Here is a 23,108-nt window from a genome sequence, read left to right on the forward strand (position 1 = left end):
GGGCCGGTGTTAATTCTGCTAGATTTTACTGATTTGGGTTGGGCTTTGGGGATGGTGGCGATCGCGATCGGGCTTTCGGCGTGGCAGGGATTGGGATTGGAGGGGGCGATCGCGATCGCCGCGGGGCGCACCCTGATCCAGCTAATCTTAGTCGGGTACGTGCTCGCAGTCATATTTGACCCGGAGGGGAAAAATCCTTGGCTGGTTTTAGCAGTTTTAGCAATCATGCTGACAACAGCTAGCATGGTTGCCAGCAACCGCATCAGCAAAAAAATCAAGAACTTACTGCCCTTAGTTTGGGGTTCAATTTTTATCAGTACGGCCTTGACTCTCGCCTATACAAACTTGCTAATTTTGCAACCTGACCCTTGGTACGAACCGCAATACCTGATTCCTTTAGCGGGTATGATTTTGGGCAATGCCATGAACTCCGGGGCGATCGCGGGCGAAAGACTTGTGAGTACAGTTAATAGCAGCCAGTTAGAAATAGAAACCCATTTAAGTTTAGGTTCGACGCCGCAGCAAGCAGTAAAGCAGTACCGCAAAGATGCGATCAAAGCTGGATTAATCCCGCTGTTAAATACAATGACGGTGGTAGGAATAGTAACTTTACCCGGAATGATGACAGGTCAAATGCTGAGCGGTGTCAGTCCTCTCGATGCAGCATCTTACCAGATTTTGATTATGTTTGTGTTAGCGCTGGCAACTGTAATCGCTACTCTGCTGTTGACTGAGGGATTGTCCCGGAAGTTTTTCAATCAAGATGCACAATTGATAAAATGGTAATTGTTAATAGGTGATTGTAGATGTAAATTGATTATGATTACCCTAGGGGCGGGTTCACCAATATCTCCCATACAAATGATAAATATCATAAACCCCCCCCGCCCGTGACTTTATCGACCACAAGATCCGGTCTGGGCAGGTTTAGGGAATATCGGGCTGATCTTACTCAGCAGATCCAATGATTGGAATTAATCGTTCCTCGATTTCATCAATATAGGCTGTTAAGCCTGTATGAACACCTTTTTCTCGCAGATATTCCAGAGGCGTGTCTTCCCAGCACTGTTGTTCGCGCTCCATCTTGCCACCTGTTAGCTTTTCGACAACAACTTTAGGATTTCTAATGCGATCGGGTTCTGTCAATGAGTTAGAGCGTAGTCTGTGTGACTCCTCGCAAGGATTAAACTTCAATTGTGTCGTTATCTCTTTAAGGATTTGTTCTTCGTCTTGATTAGATGGAATAAATCCATTCAAAACCCAAGCTTCCCGCATTCGCTCGGCTGTACCAATAACAATTTCTAATTTAGGTGGTCGATTAATGTGTTCTGAACGTGCTTGCTCAATTCCTTGTCTTCGTTCAGGTTGATTATCTAAATCTCGAATCAAGAGAAGTGCTTTAATGTTTCGTGTTTTTTGAAGATAACTGACTAAATTAATAATTTTGATAGTATTTGCTCCATCAGGTTGTAATGTTTTCTGGCGAGGCTTATTACGACGTAAAAATCGGGGTGGCTGAAATCCTGATTCTTTTTCACGCTCAATGATATGACTAATATTTTTCCAGCAAGAATGCTCTGTATTTTCTTCTAAACCACTCCAGTGAAATAGATGTTGCAGCATCTCAGGTTCTAACCAATCAATGTTTTCTACTAAAACGCGATCGGCTAATTTAGTAGCGGTTCGTGCATCTGCGCTACTTTCTACAATCACGACAAACTCAATCATTTCTTTCTCCTGCAACCACCCAATCTTCCCCCACCGAATCCCAAAATTCGCCAGTGGTTAAAGTTTGTTTTGCCCATTCTACATCAGGGTGTTCATCCAATCGTTTGCAACGAGTCACACCTGAATTGTTGTTACTTAATACGTGGACTTGAGAAGGAATAAGTTCATCGACAATGTAAGGAGAATGGGTCGAAAAAATAATTTGCAGGTTGCTGTTTTCTTGAATAATTTCCTTGAAAACAGCGATTAATTCTCGTTGCGCTGTTGAATGGAGTCCCTGTTCAACATCATCTAGTAATACTAAATTAGGTTGATTAGTATTCATCAAAACAGTCAATAATCCTAGAGTGAGCATTGTGCCTTCGCTAATGGCATGGGCTGGTATACGCTTACCAGTATTCATGTCTAGGACAACTTCTTGCCCTGCCATTTCCTGACTTTCTTCGTAGGAGATAGACTTTCCACCGACTTCGATTAAGCGTTGGCGATTCACCATAACTTTAGCTCGCCTTACCCCTACCTCGCGTACACCTGGTACAATCCGTTTCAACATTTCCTGTAAAGATTGAAATTTATCTGGAGCTTCGTTACGAAGATAGTCTAAGGTAGGTGCTAACCCGGAACCATCGAACTCAACTCGCGGTGTAATTGCATCACTGTAAGCTGCTTTAGCAAGATTACTGGCTACGAGCTTAAGATGAACTGCGTTTCTCAAAGATTGCTGAATTGGCTCTTCCGTAGTCATTAAGGAAGGTGCAGAGGTTACTTCATATTCCGGGTTTTTATTGGCATTCCATGATGCTCTAAACGCCCACCCATGATTAACGTCTACGCTCCATTTATAGGAAGCTTTCCAATTATTTATATCTGGGTTTTTCCAAAAACCAGTTGCAGTAACAGACATATTATCTTGCCCAATTGTTGTAATAAATTGAGGCGCTATTTCATGCTGAAAAATATTTTCAAATGATGAATTAGCAAGCCGACTGAGATAATGCAATGCTTGCAACACTGATGTTTTACCAGAACTGTTTTGCCCTACGAGTGCGTGCAGGCGCGAACTATCAAAATTAAGTTTTGTATCTTTATGACTTTTGAAGTTATGAAGTTTTACCTTTTGTAGCATTTGATGGCTAACATCCTTTTATACTTTTTGATTGCCGAAATTGTAGCGTGTGTTCGGATGTTCTAAGTTGTTAGCGCGCATTTAATTGTAACAATCATGTTTCTTGAAACAATGAGTGGGGCGTTGCTCCTAGCCCGCCCCAAAAACTAAAATTAAATGCCGTAACAGCTTATTTCGGTTCGTGACTCCCAATTCGCTGGCCTTCGCCATCGTACACCTGCATCGGGATTTTGGCGTTTTCGGCGATCGCCTCCAAAGCTTTTTGCAACGTTTGAACGTGCTTTTCTACAGCTTGGCGAGTCTTCACAGCATTGTTGTTGTTTGCTTGGATGAAAGTTTCTTGCAGTTTCTGCACGTAACCTGGAGTCATCTGCACCGCAATCAAATCTTTGCTAACAGTATAGTCGCAAATCTTGGGGTTGCCTTTGCAAGTTCTATCTAAATCGGTGCGGGCTTTTTGCAGGTTTCTTTCTTCCTGTAACTTTACTTCTGCTTGCTGCAATGAAGTTTTGTAGGAAGCGATCAGCGGTTGGGCTTTCTGAGAATAGGCAGTTGCCGCCGGCACTTGCTCCGCGTAACTCAAAGCTCTTCGCCAGGATTCTGATGCTTTAAACCAGGCGTTTTTGCCCTCAAAAATTCGAGCTTCCGCTGCTAAAGTCACAGCTTGAGTATACGCATTTTCCGAAATTCCTTCGACATTTTTGCGCTCGCGAGCTTCTGAAAGTTTGGTTTCGTATTTGGGAACTAACAGTTTAGCTTGTTGGTAAGATGTCGTGCCCGTGGGAATTTCTGATAGGATTGCGAGGGATTCTTCCCAACCTGCTTGCACTTGATCCCAAGTCTCGGCAGTAGTCGCTACTGCTTCGCGAGCTTCTGCTATTTGGGCTGTATTTTTGGCCGCGAGCAGCGTTTTTTCGGCTTTTTTCTCTGTGCTTAACTGCCGATTTCCTGTTACTACATTCTTCCGGTATTCCTTTGTTTTTCTCTGAGCAAATGGATACACTGGGCTGTCTGTGGGGATTTCTCCGAGTTCGGCGATCGCACTTTGCCACAGAGCTTGCGCTTTTTGCCCGTCCTCGGCAGAATAAGGCGGATTTTGGGTTTTCTGGGCTGCTGACTGTGCGAGGCGTGCTGCATCGATCGCAGAGTTTAAATTCTGATTTTGCGAACGGTAGTTTTCCAGAGCGCTTTGAGCTTCACCGCGATGAATTGACCATGAGGGAATCGGTTCCAAAAGGGCGATCGCCTGTTTTAACTGTCGCTGCGCTTCTTGGGGGCTGTTGGCAACTTTTGACGTTTTCAGCGTCTTCGTCGAATTCTCGCTCAACTGTTTGGCATTAGCTAAAGCACTACATCCTCCGATGACGCAGGGCCGGCTCAGCATATAATAACCGCCTGCCAAAACTAGCGCCGCGACACTGATGATTCCTGCAGCAGCCAGCATCGCCAACGGTGAATGCTTGGGTTTTGGGGCAACTGTTACCGCTTCCATATCCAGCGGATTGAAGGGATTGTCTGCAATATCTGCCGGGATTGCAGCTACCCTAAAGGCGATCGGCTCGGAATTGCTGGAACTCTCAGACAAATTGGGAAAATATTCTTCATCCCACGCATCTTTATCATCGGTTTCTAACGGTATCTCCTCCTCTACATCCGCCGTATCTGCCACATTTTCTGTTAAGACTATCCCCGTTTCTTCAGCAGGGAGATTCTCGGTTTTTTTGAACAACAGCACTGCTTTTGGTCTTGACAAAACCGGGTGGTGCATGGTAAAAGAATGGAAAGCATAAGGCTGTTTTTGCCCGGTAATTTTTAGGCAAAGTCCAATCTGTTGAATAGATTCGGGTTCTATTTCGAGAATTGCTGCTTCTAGCACCGCAAAAGTCGGTTTGGCTTTGAGAACTAAACTGCGCGGGTGTTCTCCCACAACCGTTAAAGATTCATCTCGAAAATCACAACTAATATAAAGCGGTAAGTTTTTAAATCCGGCTGCTTGCAAGTGTTGCTGCAATTTTACTTCTAGAATTTGTGCGTTGCTTTGTCGCGTTGCTGCTGTCATATTTTCTCCTCTGTCTGATCTCACCACTTGCGATTTTAGATTTGGGATTTTAGATTTGATATCATGTCCGATCGATTAACCATAATATCCCGGTCTGGGCGGGTTTTTGAGATGGTCAATTATTGGCAGGTATTGTTGGCTCACGGGCCCCTACAAAAATCCCGGTCGCTCGACCGGACATGATTTGAGATTGCAGAACTGTCGGGATTTTTGATGTGTTTGAACTTTGGCACTGATTCATTCCAAATCTTAACTCTTAAAATTCAAGTTGCCACAAAATCTTAACTCTCAAATCTCAGCTTGCAAAGCCTGTCCATAACTTTCGCTGTAATAAACTTGAGTCACGTCAAAACGTCCGCCATATTGTTTGAAAGGTGCTGCTGCATAACCAAGCGGCAGCAAACAGCAAACATCTACTTCTTCGGGGATTTGAAAGGCTTCTTTCACCTTAGCGCTGACAAAACCTTCCATCGGACAACTGTCTACCCCAAAGCTTTTAGCTGCAATCATTAAGTGGGCTACTGCGAGCATTGTATGTCTGTTTGTCCAAGTTTCTAGGGACTCGAAGCAGGGACGGTTCTCGAACAATTGCGGGATTGCTTGTCGCATATAACCGGCTAAATTGTCATTCATTGCGCCTGTGGTTTTGCCCAATTCGATGACGGCTTCGGTGTTTTCGGGTTGGGTGGCGCGCCGATCGCCACAACAGATTAATACTACTGGGGCTTCTACCACTTGGCGCTGATCGAAGGCGCAAGCTTTTAATTTTTCCTTGCTGGCTGGGTCTTGAAGTACGATAAACCGCCAAGGCTGCAAGTTGTAACCAGAGGGCGATCGCACTCCCAACCGCAAAATCTCTGCCAATATTGCTGGGGGAATCGGATCGGGTTGAAAACTGCGCGCGGCCCGCCGGCTTTCGATCGCCGTTTTAACATTAATTGAAGGTTGGATTTCAATTGTCATGGATAATTGGTAATTGGTAATTGGTAATCGGTAATCGAGAATTGAGAATTGGTTATTGGAAATTAGAACAACAACTATCAACTGCAAACGGTCAACGGTTAACCGTCAACTGCTAACTGCTAACTATCAACTGTCAACTGTCAACTGTCAACTGACTTACCCCAAGCCCAACTCGCGCTTGAGCAAATTAATCGACTTAGATCCGATGTAATTTTCGGAGCATATCAGTTGCGGGGGACGAATAATATCTTCTCTAGCCGCATTGATGGCAGCTTTTACTGTAGCAAAACTCGGTTGGTCGCAAAAAATTGTTCTGGCCGATCGCACGATCGAGTTAATCTTGTACTCGTCTGAAACCAAGGCCGTCATTACCAGCAAATCCTCTCCCCGGATGCTGTGGATGATGACTTCGGTCGATCGCAGCATTCCCGGACTCAGGCTGACGAGACCCAAATAACTGTCTTTCGGCAAACCCCCGACTAACTGGATTTCCTGGCTGTAGTCGTAGATGTCTACGGGAATAACTCGCACCGAACGCGGTGCCGAAATCGATTCTGCTTCTCCGATAAAATACCGACTCGTGATCACAGTTCCCGAAGAGATTTGATCCAAAAAAGTACCTAGCTGTTCCATCGGCACTAACTGTATGGGAATGCGGAGAGCTTGTTCGAGTTCTTTCGCCATCAGTTCACCCACGCCGATGTCTTCTGTGGGGGCTGTAACGACCACGCGGGCGCTGCACCTGAGCCGCCAGTCAATTTCGGCCAAAAATAATTCCCTCGCTTGGTTGAGCGTACAGCCCTGTCCCAGCAGTTGATCGATACTTCCTTGCACTATTTTGTTGGCAAGGGGATATTCTTCGAGGATCGGAGATTTGAGTTTGTTGCCGCCTTCGTTGCCTAGGGCGCGGACGTAAATGCCCGATCCTGCTTGGGCTTCTACGAGTCCGGTATTTTCGAGCTGGCGGTATACTTTGCTGATGGTGTTGCGGTGCAAACCCGTCTGCATGGCTAGCTGTCTGGTGCTGGGCAAGCGGTGTCCGGGCGGAAATTGTCGCGAGGCGATCGCAAACCTGATTTGATTGAATAGTTGGGTGGATGCTGGAATATCGCTATCGGTTTGAATATGAAATTGAACCATTATTAAAGGCTCCGACGACTTCAACTTAGTATTTTTATAAGGTCGAGTACCGCGCCTCGGATTGCTGCGATATCTCTGTCTATAGCATAATCTTATTTGGCTGCTCTGCTGCAGCCGTTCTGCCGAGCGGGCGATCGCGCCTTCGAGGCGATTAATCGCAGCCTGCAGAGTTTCCCTCAACAATCAGGTACTTTCAAGTCTTAGTTTTATTTACTGCTTTGTAAAACTTACCTAAACTTGTCTAAAGCCATTTTTAAACACAATTGAGAAATAAAACCACATTCTAATGGTTCAACAAGCCGAAAAGTTCCCAGCGTAGGGATTTTAATGGTGCTACCAGCGACCAACAAAACTTTGCCGTTAGACGAATCGACTGTAAAGGATTGACTGTCTCTGCGGCTGGCGAATTTTGGATGACCTGCTTGGACAGAGCGATAACGATTGAAAGCATCTTTTAGATCGATTAACGCATTTTGGTAAACTCGACTAGATAACTGGTTCATCCAAGCAAATTCAGGCTTTTTCTTGACGTAGTTGGTGAGAACTTTCTTGACTTCGCCTATCACCTTCGAGTCGGTAAATTTCCCTTCGCTATACATTTGAGTCCGCAAGCTCAGCCCAAAGTTAAATACTACGCGCCGGAATCCTGCGTGTTTTGCCATCACGGTCGCTTCTCTGTTATTCAGTTTGAGCGCTCGTTTAATAGCAAACACAAAACTTCCTCTCAATAATCAACTAGGGAGAATTTTAGCAAACTATTTGGCACTTTAGTCAAGCTCTGCAATTTTGAGATCGCTTACTGTTTTTCTACCCGTCAGCAAATAAGTCCGCATTTGCCCTTTACCTTTAATCTCGATCTCGCCGCGATCTTCAAATTCATATTTATCCTGCAGCAAATCATAAGTATAGTGACTGACTTGAATGCGACCTGTTATGCCGTGAGATTCCATGCGGCTGGCTGTATTTACCGCATTTCCCCACAAATCGTAAATAAATTTTTTAGTGCCGATTACCCCCGCTACCACCGGGCCGCTATTAATCCCGATGCGGAGGTCAAATTTCGCGTCTAGCTTCACATTTAATTTCTGAATTGTTGCTAGCATATCCAGCGCCATTTCGGCGATCGCCTCTGCGTGGTCGGGGCGTTCAATGGGAATGCCGCCTGCTACCATGTAAGCGTCCCCGATCGTCTTGATTTTTTCTAAGCCGTGCTTCTCACTCAGTTGGTCAAAAGCTGAGAAAATTTCATTCAGCAAGTACACTAATTTAGTTGCGGACATTGTAGTAGAAATTTGGGTAAAATTCACCAAATCAGCAAAAAGAATTGTTGCTTTTTCAAACTTGTCTGCAATCACCCCCGGTTCGTGCTTCAACCGATCGACGATCGGGCCGGGCAAAATATTTAGCAGTAAACCGTCAGTTTTCCTCTGTTCTTTCTTGAGTGCAGATTCCATCTTCTTGCGCTTGGAAATGTCGTGAAAAAACACAGAAATCCCGTCGTGACTAGGAAAAGCCCGGACTTCCAACCACACTCTTAAGGGAAGATAATATTTTTCAAAACTCACTCCAACTTGTTTCGCTACTGCTCCATGATACTCTTCATAAAAATCAGAATTAACTAATTCTGGAAACTCTTCCCAAAAAATTTTACCATAAAGTTCTTCCGGCGAGCGCTGCAAAAATTGCGCTGCTTTGTAATTGACGTAAGTAAATCGCCACTGGGTGTCTAAAGCATAAAAAGCATCGCTCATTCCTTCTAAAAAATTGACAATTTGCTCGTCTGTCGAACGGAGTTTTTCTTCTACTTGTTTGTGCTTGATCTGTGCGCGCTTTAATTTAGTTATATTTATTCGCAACTCCATTTGGGTAATAATTTGCCGTCCTAAAGTCCGCAGCGCTTCTAGCTGTTGTGGGGTGAGATTACGAGGAACTGTATCTATCGCGCACAAAGTGCCGATCGGATAACCGTCAGGAGTTACTAGCGGGGCTCCAGCATAAAACCGAATATTGGGATCGGAAGTTACTAGCGGATTGCCGACAAAGCGATCGTCATCTAGAGCATTGGGTACAACTAGCAATTCGTTGGGATTTAAAATAGCGTGGGCGCAAAAAGCTGACTCTCTCGGAGTTTCGGGCGCTTCCAGACCAACTTTTGATTTAAACCACTGTCGGTTAGAATCTATTAAGCTTACTAAAGCAATCGGAGTGCCACAAATATAAGATGCTAAAGCTGTTAGGTCATCAAAAGCTGCTTCGGCTTCTGTGTCGAGAATGTTGTAGCGGTGAAGTGCTTCTACTCTCTCTTCTTCGTTGCGGGGCAAAGGTGCAGCTTGCATCGGCGGCCGCGAGGATATAGGTTTGCGAACACTGCGTGGAAGTATTATTGCAGCGAATTTTCTGACTTGCAAGACCACTTTTTTAACTAATATCAAAAGATTCCTTGACCAACCTTTATTCATCTTTATCTTTTTTCACACCTGATGTAACGGCGTATGTGCGATATAATTGGTATCAACTTAAGCCTGAAACCCCTGATAAATGTCGCTTTTAGGTAAAGTCTAGATCCCCCTAAATCCCCCTGATTGTTGGGGAGTAGGGGTTGACTTTGAGAAGACTCCTGTCCCCCCCTTATTAAGGGGGGCTAGGGGGGATCTAGCCTTAATAGTCAAACATCAGTCTATAACTGGGTTTGACGTTAAGTTGACACCAATGGTGCGATCGAACTCGGCTCAACTTACTTATTTACCGCCACTAACTCCTCAATCTCTGGAGCTTTTGTCGGCAATTCGCCTGTCAATACTTCTCTACCCTTTTCGCTGACAAGTATATCATCTTCTATGCGTATCCCCCGCACATCTGCAAATTTTTCCAACTCCTCCCACTTAACAATATCTGCATATTTAGCGCGGTGATCTGGGTTATTTAAGATGGCCGGAACTTGATAAAATCCCGGTTCGATCGATACCAGCATTCCCGGACGCAAAACTCGATTCAACCGCAAAAACCCCAACCCAAACCGACTGCTTCTCGTTCTTCCTTCTTCATAGCCAGCCAAATCTCCTAAATCTTCCATATCGTGAACATCCAAACCGATTAAATGTCCGATACCGTGTACAAAAAACAGCGCGTGAGCATCCATTTCTACCAAATCTTCAACATTGCCCCGCAAAATACCCAAATCAACCAATCCTTCCGCCATAATCCGAGCAGCTAACAGGTGAATGTCTTGATATTCCACGCCCGGACTAATGTAATCAATACAAGCATCGTGCGCGGCCAAAACCACATCATAAATCGCTCTTTGAGTCGGAGAAAACTTGCCACAAACCGGCCAAGTGCGAGTCACATCAGCCGCCCATCCCGTTGATATTTCTGCACCGACATCTGCTAACAGCAAATCTCCGGTTTGTAGGGGATTGTGATAATGTTCGCTGTGCAGCACTTCTCCATGCACAGTAACGATACTAGGATAGGCATAGGTCATATTTTTGGAGATGATGACACTTTCCATTGCAGCGCGCACCCCTGCTTCAATTTGAGCATTTCGAGTTGCCGCCATTCCCGCTTTGTGAGCTTCTACAGTGACAGTGGCAGCTTGACGCAATTCGGCCAAACTGGCTGCATCGTGGCTCAGGCGCAGAGATATGATGGCCTTGGTTAATTCTAGGTCGATTCCGGTTGGCGAGTTGGGCGGTGCCAGAGGGCGAGCGAGAATTTGAGACTGTTGCAACTGAGTCCAAGAATCCTGAATTGCGATCGTTGCTGCATTTGTCGAGCGCGCTTTCAATTCGGCCATTGGGAAAGCAGCATCAGCCCCAATTAGTTCGGCAATTTCTGCTCTTTTTGGCATTTCTCCGTGCCAAAGCGTGCTGCTAGCAGGTGCGTCATCTAAGAACAATTCTAATTTGCCAGATTCTAAGCGAATGGCAGCATTTTCTAAGGGCAAACCAGCAAAATATAGAAAGTGACTGCTGGCACGAAAGGGATAAGTAAGTGCCGGATAATTGCGAGGAATGCTGCGCCCTGACCATAAAATTACCGGAAAATTAATTAAACGAGCCAGTTTTTGGCGCCGTAGGTGTAAACTATTTGCTAACAATTTATCGCTGTTTGTAATTTTCATGGGTAAAAACCGATTATTTAGACTTGGGTTTGCAGTAAGGACTTCAGTCATTCAATTCTTGGCATTAAATAAATAAAGTCCAGACTTCAAAATTAGCAGCCATTTTTGCACAAAGTCTAATCTTTATCTTCTTTCTGGCTATCGTCTTGCTTGCTGTCTTTTTTATCGTCTTTGTCGTCATCATCATCCTGCTTTTCTTGGGCCGGGATGCTGTCTGGGCGCGAGGACAAAAAGGCTGAAAGTGCTACTCCACCGACAATTAGCAGCAAGGCGGCAACAGCCGCCACCAGCCAAATTCGTTTGTTTGGTTGTGGTTGATTTTGTGACATGAGCGATCGCCTCTATTGACTGTTTTATAATTTAGACTTTAAAGTATAAGTAAAATTCACTGAAAAAACATGAAAACTGCTCAGAAAGCTCCTCAAAGTTCCTTGCAAGTACGCGACTGGCCGATAGCACATTTACCGGGATTGAGCAAGGAAAACCAATCTCAACTGGAAGAGTGCAGCATCACCACAACCGGACAACTAATTAGCCTGACGAAAACGCAGGCGGCGAAAGTGTTGCTAGCCAATCAATTACAGATTAACATTCAATATGTTAATAAATGGGTAGCGATGGCAAATTTGGCTCGAATTCCAAGTGTAGGGTGTCAGTATTGCGGGCTGTTACTTCACGCCGGCGTTGCTTCGCCGGCTCAATTGGCTCAAATGCCCGTGGAGAGATTGCACCAACAAATTTTAAGGCTGCACGTAGCGACAATGCAGCGCAATGATTTAACTCCTTCAGTCGATCGCGTGCAAAAATGGGTTCAACAAGCTAGATTAGTCCGTAGTGATTAGTCATTAGTTAGTAGTCAGTTGTCAGTTGTCAGTTGTTATTAGGAAACAGCCAACAGTCAACAGTCAACAGTCAACAGTCAACAATCAACAATCATTATTATGTCAATTCAAGTTTACGGAATCCCGAACTGCGGCACCTGCAAAAAAGCTTTCCAGTGGCTCAAAGATAGCGATGTTAATTACGAGTTCATTAACACAAAAGAACAGCCGCCGACTCGCGAAACAATTCAAAGCTGGGTAGCTGCTTTGGGTTTTCAACCCATGCGAAATACTTCCGGTCAATCTTACCGCGCTTTGGGCGATGACAAGAACAATTGGACTAGCGAAGATTGGGTAGAGGCTTTTGCTAAGGATGTGATGCTGCTGAAACGTCCTCTTTTCGTTAAAGATGGAACGGCTGTTTTAGTGGGTTTCAAAGAAGACGTAATTCTAGAAAGATTGGGGCTTTCAAAGGGCTGAGTTCAGCCTGTTGTTCGCCGCAAAAACTTAAGTTCGCCCACGTCATCGGAGAAACCCCAACGCTCGTAAAACGGCATCATGTTCGGCAAACAATTAAGATAAAAATGCTCGACAGTTTGCAATTTGGGATGATTTAAAACTGCATCCATCAACTTCGCACCCAGTCCCATTTTTCTGTGTGTAGGCTTGATAATGACATCAAAAATCATCGCTCTGTAGACAAAATCGGTAATGACGCGGGTAATGCCAATTAGTCGTGAAGCGTAGCTATCCCGCAGGGAATCGCTCTCATCGACAAAACCAATGATAACATCAGTTGCCGCCAGCATTTTCACCACATCTTCCCGCGTCCGCTTGTCGCTCCAAAACTCGTTTTTGTACAAATCCATCAAGTCGGAAACCTGGCTTTCGGTCAAAGTTTCGACAATTCGGTACTTATCCATTTGATCGGTCATACTCTACTTTACCGTAATCTAGTTTAATGGCGCGATCGGCAATATCAAAATAGCGATCGTCGTGACTAATCACAAACACCGTTTTCCCCCGCCGCTTCAACTCCGGTAGCAACTGCTTGTAAAAAATATCCCGGAAAAACGGGTCTTGATCCGAAGCCCATTCATCAAACAAATAAATCGGTCTATCTTCCAAATACGCCGTCAGCAAAGCCAGCCGCTTTCGCTGTCCCTGAGACAAAGCCGTAGTTGACAAAACTCCATCTTTCACCTGAACTTTATTCTCCAAATGAAACTCTCGCAAATATTCAGCAGCCTGCTTGTCCAAATCGTGATTAGTCATCCCCAAAAGCCTTTCAAACAGATAAAAATCCGAAAAAATTGCCGAAAAATTCTGCCTGTACCACTCACGATTCTCATCAGTAATTGGCTGACCATCTAGGAGAATTTCTCCCGATTCAGGAATGTACAAACCAGTGATTAACTTAGCTAAAGTAGACTTACCGCTGCCATTCCCGCCAATTATAAACACCAATTGACCCGGATGAAACTTCAAATTCAGCTCGCCCAAACTAAAATTGCTGTCTTCTTTTTCTCCCGGATAGCTGTGAATTACTCGATTTAACTCCAGCGTCTCCCACTCAGCAGTTTGAAACAGTTTAACCGTTGAATTTATCTCAGCTTGACTCGCCAAAGCCAATCCCATCCTCTCTATCTTTTCCACAGAAGTATTAGCCCGAAAAATCGCCGGCAACCTTTGCAAAATATTGTTAAACGGAGACATCAAATAGGTACTTGTCAGAATGTAAGCTGACAAAACCGGAGTAGAAACAGGCACAAATTTGGGTAAACCAAACAGCAGCAAACCCATCAGCATAAAAAACAGCAACTGCCCAACTCCAATCGCAACTGCACCAGTATTCAAAGCAGTCACGTTATAATCGCGGGAAGCATCAGCACTCACCTGCAATTGTTCGGTAAAAAATTCTTGGCGGCGCAAGGAATGCAGTTTAAGTTCCTTAATTCCATCAGTAATACTGCGAAAATGCTTAAACAATATATCTTGTTCTTCTCTGGCTAAATCGAAGAATTTCCGCATTTTGCTGAGCAACAACTGCACCGTGCCAATCATCAGCACCAGAAAACCAAAGACAACCACAAAAACCGTCCCAGAAATCGTGCTTAAATAAGTTAAGCAGCCCACGACAACGGCGATATCAACACATAGAAAAGGAATTAAAAATATAGTATTAGAAAGCGTTCCCACATCATCTGTGAGAGTTGCCAGCAAGCGGTTAGCGCCCAACTCTTCCAAATTCCGCAAAGGAGTAGACAAAATGCCACGGCTCAAACTCAGCCGCAGATTGTAAACAGCTTCTTGAGAAAGGTAGATTAACAAAAATTGGGAGACAAAGCCACTCAAAAGAGCCAAGATTGCTAATCCCGCAAAATACCAGACTAAATTAGCATTGGAATTGTCGCTGATTGCCCGATTAATTAGGGAAATTAACATAGCGCTGCAACCGCCGCTGATTAAGCCTGTGAGTATGGCAATGGAAACATTTAACCAAGAAGCTTTTAACAGTAACCAAATTACATTCATCCTTTACCTCTATAATAATTCTTATCTGCTTTCAAGAACAGGCTTTTCGGCCTGTTCCACAAACAGTTAATTTTCTTGTGGAACAGGCCGAAAAGCCTGTTCATAAAAGGCTTATTGAGAATGTGGGGACATCTCAAATGCAACCAACTCATAAATATCAGTCATAGAAATTTGCACTCCCACAGAAGCAAAAGAAACTATTGCTGATTCTCCCTCATATTCCCGAAACAACCATTCATTTGATTCTGTTTTAATATATTGTGCGACTAAAAACTCAGATTGATTGACTAACACATATTCACGGAATTCAGGGATCGATCGATAAAACCGAAACTTATCCTCCGGATCAAAATTTTTGGTAGACTTAGAAAGCACTTCCACGATGAGCATCGGATTGAGGATCTCATCACTGCGCCCCTCGGTAAAAACTGGCTCCCCTTCAATCACCATCACATCCGGGTAAGTTCCGCGTCGGTACCGAGGAATCCACAACCGCAAACCGCTGATAAATACTTTTGCATTCTTCCCCCGCAAAGCAGTATGCAAACCAGCACAGATATTGCCTTTAATCTGGCTGCGATTAATCGTGCTGCCTGCAATTGGTACAATTTCTCCATCGCGGTATTCATTTATAAACTCGGCAGTTTCCTCTAACTTTCGATACTCATCTGCAGTATAAAACTTGTTGGGCTGATTTTTTACTAGCATTTTTGCCTCATGCAGCACTGGAAAATTCACCGAATTAGCAATAAAACAAACATGATGTGCGTTGTCGTGCAAACTGCGGGCTTTTTCCAAATCGTCACCAGCTTCGATTGTTACCAGCGGATGCAAAATTACCTCGGTAAACCGAATCTTTCCATCCTTTTGTGCCATCTTGCCCGTCGCTGCATCCGAGTAAGAGACTACCCGAATGCCAGCACGAGCGCACAAAGCAAGATAGCTCAACATATGACAAGCTGACAGTGCCATCAACAACAAATCTTCGGGATTGTACAGAGAAGCATCGCCCCGAAAAGTCGGGTCTGCCGAACCCACAAATGGCGGCTTACCCTCAATATTGATGGCATACTCACGAGAATAAGCGTCGTAAGATGAAGTAGAACCTTGACTGGCACCAGTCCAAACAGTGTTGATGCGGTATAGGTGTTCTTTAGTCATTCTCAATTACCCACTTTTCTCTGCGTTAATCTGCGTTAATCTGCGCTTAAAAATCATAATTAACAGTATCAGGAGTTACGCAAGTGTCATAATTAGTAAGGTGCGTCAGAGCGTAAACTCTTGATTACCCGTTGATAATGAAAGTCTGACGCACCCTACAAGTCGATAGTCCCCAGTTGGCATTAGTCCTAAGTATATCACAACAAAAAAGAAACGCCCAACTGCAAAGAGTCAGGCGTTTTCCACTATTTCAAAACCAGGAAAAATTAATCCCGGCGAGACACCAAATTCGAGTCAATTTTCGCACCCACAACAGGTTGCACATGACTCAAAGCCGACTGCAACATGGGAGTTTTGGTAACAGCATCATTAGCCAAATTAAACAAAGGGTTTGACAAAATTCCCGCCAATGTTGTCGCCACCAAAGTGAGTACAACACTGACTTGCAAAGGCCGCATTCCCTGAAGGTTCCAGCGAACTTCGGGATAATTTTTCACCGCGTCTGACATTTCTTGAGGTTCTTTTACTACCATCATCTTGACAACGCGGATGTAGTAGTAAATCGAAACTACGCTGGTAATTAATCCCAGAATAACTAAGCCGTAAAGTCCTGCTTGCCAGCCAGCCCAGAACAGATAGATTTTGCCAAAAAATCCAGCCAGGGGCGGAATTCCGCCGAGAGAAAGCAGGCAAATACTTAAGGCTAAAGTTAACAGCGGGTCTTTTTGGTACAAACCCGAGTATTCGCTAATTTGGTCGGTTCCAGTCCGCAGCGAGAACAGGATGATGCAGGCGAAAGCACCCAAGTTCATAAACAGGTAAACCAACATATAAAATATCATGCTGGAGTAACCGGCTTCGGTTCCTGCAATCAAACCCAGCATTACAAAACCGGCTTGGGCGATCGACGAATAAGCCAAAAGCCGCTTCATGCTAGTCTGGGCGAGGGCAACCACATTTCCCAACACCATGCTGAGAATGGCTAAGGCCGTGAACACGAACTGCCACTGTTCGATAAGTGCGGGGAAAGCAGTTGTTAACAAGCGGATTGCTAGGGCAAAACCTGCTGCTTTGGAACCGACAGAAAGGAAGGCAACAACGGGTGTAGGAGAACCTTCGTAAACGTCAGGAGTCCACTGGTGAAAGGGAACGGCAGAGATTTTGAAGGCGATTCCGGCGATCGCAAAAACCAAAGCAATCACCAAACCGAGAGATTGACCTTCATTCACAGTAGAAAGGTTAGCCGCGATCGCACTCAGCTTAGTTTCGCCACCAGACAACCCGTACAGCAGCGACAGCCCGTAGAGAAACACCGCCGAAGAAGACGACCCAATTAACAAATATTTCAAAGCAGCTTCATTGGAACGCGGGTCGCGTTTTGTGTAACCCGTCAGCAAATAAGACGAGATACTCAGAGTTTCCAACGAAATAAAAATCATCACCAATTCATCAGCGCCGCTGAGGAACATTCCCCCCAAAGTAGCGGTCAGCAAAATGCCGATAAATTCCGCTAAAGCAGTACCCGTTTGCAGTACATAGCGGACGGATATCAAAATAGTGACAGCCGTACTCAAAGCGATAATTCCGCGAAACACTAAACTCAAGGCATCGCTGTTAAAACCGCCCAGAAACGAGATGGTATCCGTGTTATCCCACTGCAAACACAAGGCAGCGACGGCGGCCAGCAAACCCGCAACGGCAACGTAGGGAGTCCAACCCGAGGAACTGCGGCCTACGATTAAATCGCCGACGAGAACCACCAAGAGGGTGAGGATGACAATTCCCTCTGGCAAGATAGTTCCAGCATTTAGCTGGGCAGCAAGAGTAGCAAAATCCATATTTTCAGGCAGGTTGGGTAGTACAAGCCGCAAAGGCTGTAAAGGGCTGTGAACTTGTAAAAATTCTTTACCAAACACAGATTGTAGCGGATTACAGCTTCGCGATCCCAATTGGGCGAGTGTTTGTTGCCGGAGAGTTGATACTCGGTAGCGGTTTTGCATACATTTGCGGGCATTGTAGAGATTGCCGCCTGATGTCACCTGGGACGAGAGTCGCGATCGACCATAACTGGCACAATGTAGAAAGTGAAACCAGTAATGTGGCATAACCGAAAGCATCCAGGATACAAGCCCCCGGATTCATCCGTCCAGAAATAAAAAACCTGTATCCGATAAAGGAGCCCCCGAATTTATCCGTGGGGTCAATTCTTCAATTCTTCAATTCTAAAATCTAAAATCTAAAATCTAAAATCGATTGACCTCCAGTATACGATTAAATGTAGACACACTATCTATTAGCCTTAATCTATCTTACGTTTTTTTAGGTGGAGCTACTTAGAAGATGGTTTGGGAACTGCAACGGTGGTAACACGGACATTCGGATCGAGGGCGTCACCTTGAGAGTAAATATAATCAAATGCCGATCGATCTTTAAGCATATTTGCCCGCAAAAACAGGGCGCTCCAACGGGCGATCGTTTCAATACCCACGGCTCGCTCTAAGGTAGCAGTATTGCGATCGGGGTTCGCACCAGGGGGGTTATTAACATCGGTGATGCCGAAGTGATTTGCACCCATAACAGTAATCAAAGCTTTGGGTGGTGTTTGAATTTGGTCAAAGGTGCTTTGAGATCGATCGGGCAGGGCGACACCATCGATAGATCCTTGAATCAACGCCACTGCAATGCCATCATTAGCGATGCGTACAAATTCATTAGCAATAGGATTCCGCAAGTTAGCTCCAAAAAATGCAGCCGCTAATAGTTCTTTCGGGCGCGTAAATGGCTCTTGACACAAATACAATTCTGGGAGACATTTGTTAGCAATCACCGATAACCCCACTGCACCACCAAAAGAATGACCCAATAAACCAAGGCGCTGCGTATCGATAACAGACGCGATCGGGGATGTGGGCTTTGTGTTTTCGATCGCCATTTGCGACAAAACCGCCGCAATTTGCGAAGTTTCCGACGCCAAATTAGGCGGTGAAGTGGGATTGAAGGGCGAAGGGCGCAAATGGTTCGGAACGACTACCACAAAGCCGTACCGCGCCACATGGCTAGCGTAATCTGAATAAAATGATTTATCTACAAGCACACCTTGCAATAAAAGTACAATGGGGAAAGAGTAATTACCGGAATTAAGATCGGATGGTTTAGGATAATAAATATCAGCTAAATCTTTATTAGCCGATATAGTCGTACTGTAAAAGGTACTTTCTTTAAATGGCGGTGCATAATCGATTGTTGTGGCAAAGACTTTTCCCCCAAGGATAACCAACGCAGCAATTACACAAACAATTGCTAGGGTTTTTACTGAAAAAAGATCCTGGTTTAAATTCATCATTATTTTGGGTTTGAGAGTGCGTGCATAAGCTACTAAAAAAAAGCAATTTGGCGACTTGCCATTAAGGGAAAATTGTGTAAAAATTGCAAATCATAATGATATCATGTCCCCTCGATCGCAATTTTTGTAGGGGCGGGTTCACCCACAATACCTGCCAATAATTGACCATCTCAAAAACCCGCCCCGACCGGGATATTATGGTTAATCGATCGGACATGATATGACTCCTAAATAAACACGATTCACGATTTGACACCCTTTTTGACTACTTTTATTTTAGTGTGGCTTATAACCCGACCAAATCTTTTTTATAAAAACGTTTTTTAGAGTAGTGAATCGGAATTTCGATGGCTAATGTCGCCCCTTGAGCCGGTACCGAAAGACAACGGAGTTGCCCGCCGTGCTCGCCCACTACGATAGCATAGCTAATCGATAACCCCAAACCCTTTCCTTTGCCCACTTCCTTCGTTGTAAAAAATGGCTCAAATATGCGTTGTTGAATATCTTCGGTTATGCCGGGCCCATTATCAGTAATATAAATACCCACTTGAAAGTCGGAGAGTAACTTGGTGCAAATAGTAATAGTAGGGATGGATCTGCTATCATCTACGTCATTTCCCCAACGTTTTGGGGATTGCAACGCATCAATCGCATTAGTCAGGACGTTCATAAAAACCTGATTCATTCGCCCAGCGAAGCATTCTATTGTTGGCAGAGCCTCATACTCTTTTACCACTTTAATTATCGTTTGATCTGCTTCAGCTTTCAGCCGATGCTGCAAAATCATCAGCGTACTCTCAAGTCCTTCATGGATATCCACCGCTTTCAAATCAGATTCATCAAGTCGGGAAAAATTCCGCAGCGATTGCACTATTTCTCCGATTCGGTCAGCTCCTATGCTCATAGAAGCAATTAGCTTCGGCAAGTCATTCCTGAGAAAAGTGAAATCGATTGCCTCCAGTTGTTCCTGGATAGCTGCTGTGGGATTGGGGAAATCTTCTGCGTAGAGTTGCACCAGCCTCAGCAAATCTTCAGTGTACTCCCTTACGGGCGAGAGGTTCCCTTTAATGAAGCTAATCGGATTGTTAATTTCGTGAGCTACCCCTGCTACGACATTCCCTAAACTTGACATTTTCTCGCTTTGGATGAGTTGAGCTTGTGCATTTTGTAACTGTTGTAGAGCCAGCTCTAGTTCTTGGGCTTTCTCTCGCTCTTTAGCCTCGGACTCCTGCAATCGCGCATTTTGCTCGTGCAATTTTTTTTGCAAACGCTGAATAGTTAGTTGATTTTCGACACGAGCTAAAACTTCTTCTAAATGAAATGGCTTGGTGATGTAGTCTACTCCTCCCACAGCAAATGCTTTGACTTTATCCAACACTCGATCTAGGGCGCTCAAGAAAATAACTGGAATACCCGAAGTTCTGCCATCCGCTTTTAAATGTTGGCAAACTTCGTAGCCATTCATCTGGGGCATCGTGATGTCGAGCAAAATCAAATCGGGTGGGGTAGAACGCGCTGCTTTTAAGGCCATATCCCCGTTTATTACGCCCCGAACTTTATATCCTTTGTCGCTCAGCATAGTGGATAAAAGACGCAGGTTGTCTGGGGTATCGTCAACCACTAAAAGATTGGCTAAATGAGATTTTAATTGATGACTGCTCATGGAATCATTTCTTCAGTTAAGTTAGTAATTTTATCAAAACGAAAGTTGTTAGCCCAATCAGCGATGGTCTCCGCGAAAGAAGTATTAGATTCGGGGATTGCGGCGACCAAACTTAAAATCAGCTCTGCATCAGCATCGATAGCTCCTTGATGTAACTGTATCACCCACTCCGCAGGCATTGTCGCCAAAGTAGTCCTTAAATTTCCCGTTTTTTCCCCTTCTTTTACACTCAAGTCTTGACCCTCAAGCTGAGATAATGTAAAGTTCGGTAAATCTTCATAAATATACTGTACCCCTAAATGTTCCGCCATTTTGGCAAAAATAATTTCTTCTTGGAAAGGCTTGCTCACAAAATCGTCACAGCCTGATGATAAAACAATGGCTCGCTCTTCCTCAAAAGCGCTAGCGGTCAACGCAACAATCGGGGTAGCCTCATCTTGCATCTTGGCTTTAATTTGTCTGGTTGCCTCATACCCGTCTATCACAGGCATTTCCATATCCATCCAAATTAGGTGAGGTTTCCAAGTTTCCCAGATGCTAATAGCTTCTTGACCATTTACTGCTTCGCACACCTCCAACCCAAGCGGTTTGAGAAGATGAACCAATAGCAAACGGCTCTCCCATTTATCATCAACCACCAAGATGCGATATGAGGGTTGGTTGGGTTCTAAACCAATTACCCGCCTTTTTGATTGTCGAGGTTGAACTTCAGCCATCTCAGGGGAGCTAATTTGGATATCAAAACTAAAAATTGTTCCTCGATTCAAGGTACTGCTGACGGTAATGTCTCCTCCCATCAGTTGTACGAATTGTCTGCTGATGGGTAAACCCAAGCCTGTTCCTTCTTGAGATTTCCGACCGGCGTCCGTTTGCACAAAAGCCTTAAATAGAGAATCTAGCTCAGTAGGAGCAATGCCGTAACCAGTGTCTTCCACTTCAAACGTAATAGTCCGTGGTTCGTTGTCTGTTGGGGACTTTTGTTTCGCACTAATGGCTGCAACCCGAAGCGTTACACTTCCCTTCGTAGTAAACTTTATCGCATTTCCTAACAGATTAATTAAGACTTGACGCAATTTACTTTCGTCAGTTTTTACATACTGCGGAATGTTAGAATTGATGTGCCAAATGAGCTGTAAATCTTTAGAATCAGCTTTGAGTTTGAGCATCTCTTCGAGAGAATGGAGCAAATGATACAGGTCAAAGCTAGTAGGATTTAAGGTAATCCGACCTGCCTCGATTTTAGACATTTCCAGCACGTCATTAATCAGCGTCAGCAAATGCTCCCCAGAACGACTAATGATGCCTATCTGTCCCTGCTGTATGCGAGAAAGGGATGAGTCGCGGGCTAACACTTGGGTAAAGCCGAGAATTGCATTGAGGGGAGTTCGCAGTTCGTGACTCATTTTTGATAAAAATTCGCTTTTAGCCTTGTTAGCCGCATCTGCTACTTCTTTGGCTTGTTGTAAGGCTGCCTCTGCTTTTTTACTTTCCGTAATATCGCTTGCTGTGCCAGTTATTCCTAAAATATTTCCCTCGGAATCCCGCACTACAATTGAATTAAACCGGAGATTGATAGGTCTACTATCTTTAGCTAATTGTATAGTTTCATACTGAAATACGGACTCTCCCTTCAGCATACGTTGGAATATCTCGTTATCTTTGGGAAGTTGTTCAGGTAGCTGAAAATCACTGAATTTTCGCCCTATCATTTCTTCAGGGCAGTAGCCAAAAATCTGTTGGACGGCAGCGTTGACGAAGGTATAACGCCCTTCAGCATCAAGTGACCAAATCATATCCTGCGATGTTTCAACTAAGTCACGGTATTTAGCCTCGCTTTCTTTGAGCGCTTCTTCTACCCTTTGACGATCGGTAATGTCGTTAGTGACTAAGAGAATACACGCTTCTCCACCCAGCTCAATAATATCTGCTGATACCAGCATCTTCCTCACCTCGCCTGCGGAAGTACGACAATCAAATTCCTGATTGCGAAGCACTCCTGATTCTTGCAATAGCTGTTTGTATCTGTCACATTCTTCTAAATTAACCCAAAAATTCAACTCAATTGCTGTAAAACCAATTACCTGTTCGCGAGAGTAACTAAAAGTGCTGAGGAAACTGTCGTTCACTTCGATGTAGCGTCCATCTGCGAAGCGGGCGATCGCGATCGGGTTAGGACTGGAACGAAAGGCTGTAGAAAACTTTTCCTCAGACTTGCCCAAGGCTATTTCTGTCTGCATTCTAACAGCGATTTCCTGTTGCAATTCTTGCGTTCTTTCTATAACCTTACGTTCCAGCGTTCGGGAGTATTCCCCTAATTGATCGTAAAGTTGAGCATTCTCAATGGAAATAGCAATTTGGGCAGATAAAATTTTTAACAATTCTAGGCGATCGGTAGTAAAAGCCCCTTCAGTCAGGTTATTTTCCAAATAAAGAATGCCTGTCAGCT

19 protein-coding genes are annotated in these 23,108 nt (G+C 44.5%); 3 read left to right on the forward strand and 16 right to left on the reverse strand.

Features of this window, described 5'->3' with window-relative positions:
- Positions 1-6: 6 nt before the first annotated feature.
- Positions 7-786: an ABC transporter permease gene (locus QT992_RS03880; protein ID WP_333164777.1), complete on the forward strand. Its 780-nt coding sequence runs from the start codon at positions 7-9 to the stop codon at positions 784-786.
- 162 nt (positions 787-948) lie between these two features.
- Here the strand turns inward: QT992_RS03880 and QT992_RS03885 are convergent, their stop codons facing one another.
- The 9 genes from QT992_RS03885 to QT992_RS03925 form a co-directional block, all read right to left on the reverse strand.
- Entirely contained in the window at positions 949-1,743 is a 795-nt protein-coding gene (locus QT992_RS03885) for a hypothetical protein (protein WP_333376583.1), read from the reverse strand.
- Positions 1,721-2,854 carry an AAA family ATPase gene (locus tag QT992_RS03890; protein ID WP_333316091.1) on the reverse strand — a complete coding sequence of 378 codons (1,134 nt, stop codon included), beginning with the start codon at positions 2,852-2,854 and terminating at the stop codon, positions 1,721-1,723. The genes QT992_RS03885 and QT992_RS03890 overlap by 23 nt, the downstream gene beginning before the upstream one ends.
- A gap of 169 nt (positions 2,855-3,023) precedes the next feature.
- Positions 3,024-4,913 carry a hypothetical protein gene (locus QT992_RS03895; RefSeq protein WP_333316093.1) on the reverse strand — a complete coding sequence of 630 codons (1,890 nt, stop codon included), beginning with the start codon at positions 4,911-4,913 and terminating at the stop codon, positions 3,024-3,026.
- A gap of 288 nt (positions 4,914-5,201) precedes the next feature.
- Entirely contained in the window at positions 5,202-5,876 is a 675-nt protein-coding gene (locus QT992_RS03900; protein ID WP_333316095.1) for a nitroreductase family protein, read from the reverse strand.
- 156 nt (positions 5,877-6,032) lie between these two features.
- Entirely contained in the window at positions 6,033-7,016 is a 984-nt protein-coding gene (locus tag QT992_RS03905) for a GntR family transcriptional regulator (RefSeq protein ID WP_333144854.1), read from the reverse strand.
- A 227-nt stretch (positions 7,017-7,243) separates the two neighbouring features.
- Positions 7,244-7,729 carry a helix-turn-helix domain-containing protein gene (locus QT992_RS03910; RefSeq protein ID WP_333316097.1) on the reverse strand — a complete coding sequence of 162 codons (486 nt, stop codon included), beginning with the start codon at positions 7,727-7,729 and terminating at the stop codon, positions 7,244-7,246.
- A 54-nt stretch (positions 7,730-7,783) separates the two neighbouring features.
- On the reverse strand, positions 7,784-9,352 hold the full coding sequence (locus QT992_RS03915; RefSeq protein WP_333316099.1) for an adenylate/guanylate cyclase domain-containing protein: 1,569 nt from the start codon (positions 9,350-9,352) through the stop codon (positions 7,784-7,786).
- A 398-nt stretch (positions 9,353-9,750) separates the two neighbouring features.
- A complete protein-coding gene (locus tag QT992_RS03920) occupies positions 9,751-11,139 on the reverse strand; it encodes an aminopeptidase P family protein (protein ID WP_333316101.1) in 1,389 nt (462 codons plus the stop codon).
- A gap of 116 nt (positions 11,140-11,255) precedes the next feature.
- A complete protein-coding gene (locus QT992_RS03925; RefSeq protein ID WP_333200791.1) occupies positions 11,256-11,468 on the reverse strand; it encodes a hypothetical protein in 213 nt (70 codons plus the stop codon).
- A 69-nt stretch (positions 11,469-11,537) separates the two neighbouring features.
- Between QT992_RS03925 and QT992_RS03930 the strand changes: the two genes are divergently transcribed.
- On the forward strand, positions 11,538-11,981 hold the full coding sequence (locus tag QT992_RS03930; protein ID WP_333316103.1) for a DUF4332 domain-containing protein: 444 nt from the start codon (positions 11,538-11,540) through the stop codon (positions 11,979-11,981).
- Positions 11,982-12,080: 99 nt separating this feature from the next.
- The gene (locus tag QT992_RS03935; RefSeq protein WP_333316105.1) at positions 12,081-12,440 is read left to right on the forward strand and encodes a Spx/MgsR family RNA polymerase-binding regulatory protein; all 360 of its coding nucleotides are present in this window, start codon (positions 12,081-12,083) and stop codon (positions 12,438-12,440) included.
- A 2-nt stretch (positions 12,441-12,442) separates the two neighbouring features.
- Here QT992_RS03935 and QT992_RS03940 read toward each other — a convergent pair whose 3' ends face one another.
- The 7 genes from QT992_RS03940 to QT992_RS03970 form a co-directional block, all read right to left on the reverse strand.
- Positions 12,443-12,895, reverse strand: coding sequence for a GNAT family N-acetyltransferase (locus QT992_RS03940; RefSeq protein WP_333335236.1), 453 nt, complete (start codon positions 12,893-12,895; stop codon positions 12,443-12,445).
- Positions 12,876-14,495 (reverse strand): cyclic peptide export ABC transporter, encoded by a 1,620-nt coding sequence (locus QT992_RS03945; protein ID WP_333316108.1) that lies wholly within the window; start codon positions 14,493-14,495, stop codon positions 12,876-12,878. Before QT992_RS03945 ends, QT992_RS03940 begins: the two co-directional genes overlap by 20 nt.
- 111 nt (positions 14,496-14,606) lie before the next feature.
- Positions 14,607-15,656, reverse strand: coding sequence for a Uma2 family endonuclease (locus QT992_RS03950; RefSeq protein WP_333316110.1), 1,050 nt, complete (start codon positions 15,654-15,656; stop codon positions 14,607-14,609).
- Between the two features lie 266 nt (positions 15,657-15,922).
- Positions 15,923-17,494: an NAD(P)H-quinone oxidoreductase subunit N gene (locus QT992_RS03955; RefSeq protein WP_333335250.1), complete on the reverse strand. Its 1,572-nt coding sequence runs from the start codon at positions 17,492-17,494 to the stop codon at positions 15,923-15,925.
- A 491-nt stretch (positions 17,495-17,985) separates the two neighbouring features.
- Complete coding sequence (locus tag QT992_RS03960; RefSeq protein ID WP_333316112.1) at positions 17,986-18,999, reverse strand: poly(ethylene terephthalate) hydrolase family protein; 1,014 nt, start codon at positions 18,997-18,999, stop codon at positions 17,986-17,988.
- 286 nt (positions 19,000-19,285) lie between these two features.
- Positions 19,286-20,662 carry a response regulator gene (locus QT992_RS03965; RefSeq protein WP_333335240.1) on the reverse strand — a complete coding sequence of 459 codons (1,377 nt, stop codon included), beginning with the start codon at positions 20,660-20,662 and terminating at the stop codon, positions 19,286-19,288.
- Positions 20,659-23,108 (reverse strand): PAS domain S-box protein (locus QT992_RS03970; protein WP_333335243.1); only part of this gene is annotated, 2,450 nt, incomplete at its 5' end. The genes QT992_RS03965 and QT992_RS03970, both read right to left, overlap by 4 nt.

This window comes from Microcoleus sp. T3_D1, assembly GCF_036700405.1.
Taxonomy (GTDB): Bacteria; Cyanobacteriota; Cyanobacteriia; order Cyanobacteriales; family Microcoleaceae; genus Microcoleus.

Excerpts from the sequence above, each read along its gene's own strand:
- QT992_RS03890 (WP_333316091.1), bottom strand. The coding sequence starts at position 2,854 with ATGCTACAAAAGGTAAAACTTCATAACTTCAAAAGTCATAAAGATACA.
- QT992_RS03895 (WP_333316093.1), bottom strand. The coding sequence starts at position 4,913 with ATGACAGCAGCAACGCGACAAAGCAACGCACAAATTCTAGAAGTAAAA.
- QT992_RS03900 (WP_333316095.1), bottom strand. The coding sequence starts at position 5,876 with ATGACAATTGAAATCCAACCTTCAATTAATGTTAAAACGGCGATCGAA.
- QT992_RS03905 (WP_333144854.1), bottom strand. The coding sequence starts at position 7,016 with ATGGTTCAATTTCATATTCAAACCGATAGCGATATTCCAGCATCCACC.
- QT992_RS03915 (WP_333316099.1), bottom strand. The coding sequence starts at position 9,352 with ATGCAAGCTGCACCTTTGCCCCGCAACGAAGAAGAGAGAGTAGAAGCA.
- QT992_RS03920 (WP_333316101.1), bottom strand. The coding sequence starts at position 11,139 with ATGAAAATTACAAACAGCGATAAATTGTTAGCAAATAGTTTACACCTA.
- QT992_RS03925 (WP_333200791.1), bottom strand. The coding sequence starts at position 11,468 with ATGTCACAAAATCAACCACAACCAAACAAACGAATTTGGCTGGTGGCG.
- QT992_RS03930 (WP_333316103.1), top strand. The coding sequence starts at position 11,538 with ATGAAAACTGCTCAGAAAGCTCCTCAAAGTTCCTTGCAAGTACGCGAC.
- QT992_RS03935 (WP_333316105.1), top strand. The coding sequence starts at position 12,081 with ATGTCAATTCAAGTTTACGGAATCCCGAACTGCGGCACCTGCAAAAAA.
- QT992_RS03940 (WP_333335236.1), bottom strand. The coding sequence starts at position 12,895 with ATGACCGATCAAATGGATAAGTACCGAATTGTCGAAACTTTGACCGAA.
- QT992_RS03945 (WP_333316108.1), bottom strand. The coding sequence starts at position 14,495 with ATGAATGTAATTTGGTTACTGTTAAAAGCTTCTTGGTTAAATGTTTCC.
- QT992_RS03950 (WP_333316110.1), bottom strand. The coding sequence starts at position 15,656 with ATGACTAAAGAACACCTATACCGCATCAACACTGTTTGGACTGGTGCC.
- QT992_RS03955 (WP_333335250.1), bottom strand. The coding sequence starts at position 17,494 with ATGGATTTTGCTACTCTTGCTGCCCAGCTAAATGCTGGAACTATCTTG.
- QT992_RS03960 (WP_333316112.1), bottom strand. The coding sequence starts at position 18,999 with ATGATGAATTTAAACCAGGATCTTTTTTCAGTAAAAACCCTAGCAATT.
- QT992_RS03965 (WP_333335240.1), bottom strand. The coding sequence starts at position 20,662 with ATGAGCAGTCATCAATTAAAATCTCATTTAGCCAATCTTTTAGTGGTT.